At 57.7% G+C, this 3531-nt stretch carries 1 protein-coding gene and 2 pseudogenes; all 3 read right to left on the bottom strand.

What is annotated here, in order from left to right:
• Positions 1-119: 119 nt before the first annotated feature.
• A pseudogene (locus ACNPAA_RS20640) lies at positions 120-488 on the bottom strand (NrdJb); the annotation flags it as partial.
• Positions 489-497: 9 nt separating this feature from the next.
• Positions 498-2645: pseudogene (locus tag ACNPAA_RS20635) on the bottom strand (adenosylcobalamin-dependent ribonucleoside-diphosphate reductase).
• Between the two features lie 204 nt (positions 2646-2849).
• Positions 2850-3302 carry a pullulanase gene (locus tag ACNPAA_RS20630; protein WP_029313820.1) on the bottom strand — a complete coding sequence of 151 codons (453 nt, stop codon included), beginning with the start codon at positions 3300-3302 and terminating at the stop codon, positions 2850-2852.
• Positions 3303-3531 lie beyond the last annotated feature (229 nt).

Raw genomic sequence — 3531 nt, 5'->3', positions numbered from 1 at the left:
AAAAAGTGTGAAGGCGATCCTGACTATAAAGTTAACTGCATATCACAGGCCTATAAGTATTTGTTTTGTAGGCAAAAAACTATTTTTAATTTTTAACAAAATGTTCACGATCTCGCCCTGGAGCGCAACTCCTCCACCAGAAAGGTGACGTCCCCTCCCTTGCGAAACACCGCCGAGATGATGCGGGTCAGCGCCACTATCCACTGATAGTGCTCCAGGCTCTTGGAGTTGATGAAGATCTCGAACGGGCGCCGGGTCTCGTGCACCGTGCCCTCGTTAAGAATGATGTCGTTGATGGTGATGAACAGCGAGTGCTCGGAGACGTGCTCCGGCGTCTTCAGCTTGTAGGTGGTGCCCATCAACCGTTCCGGGCGCAGCACGGTTTCATGCATGTGCACCACGTCATCCTGGGGCGTCGGCGCATCTTGCGGCTCATCCCGGGTTTTTACCTTGTAGGCGACGATTTTTCTGTCGATCTTCTTGACCATGTCTCGTCCTCAGAACTTGCCGTAATAGCCTTCTTTCAAGGCGTCATAAAGGTTGGCGGCGGTGTGCAGCTCGCCATCGTATTCGATCTCCTCGTTCCCCTTCGCCGTGATGACGGTGCCATCCTCCAGGGTGAACTCGTAACTTGTGTTCTCCAGATCCTTCTCCTTCACCAGCACGCCCTGGAAGGCGGCCGGGTTGAAGCGGAAGGTGGTACAGCCCTTGAGGCCGGAGTCCGAGGCATAGAGGTAGATATCCTTGAACTGCTCGAACGGAAAATCGGTCGGCACGTTGGCGGTCTTGGAGATGGAGGAGTCGATCCAGCGCTGAGCCGCCGCCTGGATATCCACGTGCCCGGTCGGCGTGATGTCGTCCGCGGTAATGAAGTAATCCGGCAGGCGGCTACCCTCCTCCTCGGCATAGGGCATGGCGGCCGGGTTCACCAGCTCTCTATAGGCCAGCAGCTCGAAGGAGTAGACATCCACGCTCTCCTTGCTCTTCTTGCCCGGTTTGATGACATTGCGGCTGTAGTGGTGGGCAAAGCTCGGCTCGATGCCGTTGCTGGCGTTGTTGGCGAGCGACAGGGAGATGGTACCGGTCGGCGCTATGCTGCTGTGGTGGGTGAAGCGTCCACCCACCTCGGCCAGCTCGGCTACCAGAGCGGGATCCACCTCGGCCACCTGCTGCATATAGCGGCTGTAGCGGGCATGCAACACCTTGCCCTTCACCTTGTCGCCGAGCTTGATGCCATCTGCCGCCATTTCGGGGCGCAGACGCAGCATCTTGCCGGTGACTTCGAACTCCTGCTCCATGATGGGGGCCGGCCCCTTCTCCTTCGCCAGACGCAGAGACTCCTGCCAGCCGGTCATCGCCAGCTCCTGGGAGACCTGTTCGGTGAAGGCGACGGAGGCCGCAGAGCCGTACTTGATGCGCAGCATGGTGAGGGTCGAGCCCAGCCCCAGGAAGCCCATGCCGTGGCGACGCTTGGCGGTGATCTCCTCGCGCTGCTTGGCCAGCGGCAGCTGGTTTATCTCCACCACGTTGTCGAGCATGCGGGTGAAGATGGCCACCACCTTGCGAAACGCGGGCCAGTCGAAGGCGGCCTGCTCGGTGAAGGGATCGCGCACGAAGGTGGTCAGGTTGACCGAGCCCAGCAGGCAGGCCCCATAGGGCGGCAGAGGCTGTTCACCGCAAGGGTTGGTGGCACGGATCTCTTCGCAGAACCAGTTGTTGTTCATCTGGTTCACCTTGTCGATCAGGATGAAACCGGGCTCCGCATAGTCGTAGGTAGAGGTCATGATGACGTTTCACAGCTTGCGCGCGGGCAGGGTCTTGTAGACCTTGCAGGCCACCTGGCCCAGCTCGTTGATCACCACACCCTCCTTGTTGGGCCAGTCCGCCCAGACCACCCTCGCAGGGTCATCCAGCGCGATGCCATCCTGCTCCACCTCCTTGGCGGTGTAGGGGAAGATCAGTTGCCAGGGGGCATCCTCCTTCACCGCACTGACGAACTCTTCGGTGATGAGCAGGGAGAGGTTGAATTGACGCAGGCGACCATCCTCCCGCTTGGCCTGGATGAACTCGACGACATCGGGGTGACGGATATCCATGGTGCCCATCTGGGCGCCACGACGGCCACCGGCAGAGGAGACGGTAAAGCACATCTTGTCGTAGATATCCATGAAGGAGAGCGGCCCCGAGGTATAGGCCCCCGCTCCCGAGACGAAGGCTCCGCGCGGTCGCAGGGTCGAGAAGTCGTAACCGATGCCGCAACCCGCCTTCAGGGTCAGCCCCGCCTCGTGCACCTTGCCGAGGATATCGTCCATCGAATCCTCAATGGTGCCGGAGACGGTGCAGTTGATCGTGGAGGTCGCCGGCTTGTGCTCAAACGCCCCGGCGTTGGAGGTGATACGGCCCGCCGGAATGGCACCATTGCGCAGGGCCCACAGGAAGGGTTCATACCAGGTGTCGGGTTCGCGCTCCTGCGCAGCCAGCGCGCGAGCGACACGCTGGTAGGTCTCGTCGATGGAGCCGTCGATGGGGGCGCCATCCTTGCTCTTGAGACGATACTTACTGTCCCAGATCTCGAGAGACGTCTCCTGCAGAGGGATCTGGCGGCTGGCGGTGACGCCCTCCTGTACCGGAATGGATTTAGCCATGGTCAATCAACCTCCTGTGAATGGGGTAATATCGTGACAAAAATACTACCAGTAGTGAATTTAAGAACTCAAAGCACAATATATTGTGATTTATCCGTCATAAGGGCGCCGATTCTATCCTAAAAAAATGCCCCGGCCAGCAGATTTCTGGGCCAGGGCATTTAACCGGTTCAATTTCCGAGAGATTTAAAGCGAGAGACTATCTCAGGGTTTCTTGACGTATACGCTCGGTGTCTCACCCGCCATATTCAGATAGAACTCATAGACGCCATCCGCCTCGGGCGAGAACTTCATGTCCTCATACTTGGAGCACGGATTGACCGGTACAGGTTCCCCGCCGAGCACGGCAACGCCATCGCTCGGGCTCTTGTAACCGAAGTTGGTGCCACAACTCCAGCCGGAGTCGGCAAACTTGAACTTGTAAGGAGCCCACTCTTTCTTGAGCGTCCCCTTGGCCATGTAGAGCTTGTCGGCAACCTTGACGACCTTGCTTTCGTCGGTGGCCATCCAGTCGTTCATCTCACCACGCAGGTAGATGGACTTGCCGCCGAAGTCGCTGTTGTCCGCCGCCGCCTGCTCTGCACCACCATTGGATGCGCAACCGCCTAATACCAGGGTTCCCGCCGCCAGCATCATCGTTACTGTTCTTTTGAACATGTGTCCATTCCTCAAATTATTGTGATTCCTTGGTCCATCGATGTGGACCCGGGAATTAAACCAGAGCAGGCATGACAAGAAAGGTAGAAGCATCACATTCTGTGCTTTTTATACCAATCAGATTAAAGATGTGATCTAATTGCTCTATTCTGGTTTCACTGTACTCAGTATGTCCGATCCAATCGATTTCTTGGCCCTCGCCAAGGCAGAAACCAACGCCAGGAAACGC

This window comes from Aeromonas sp. PS2Canimalfood6 (assembly GCF_048276795.1).
Taxonomy (GTDB): Bacteria; Pseudomonadota; Gammaproteobacteria; order Enterobacterales; family Aeromonadaceae; genus Aeromonas; species Aeromonas caviae.
This window is presented reverse-complemented; position numbering and strand designations above follow the sequence as displayed.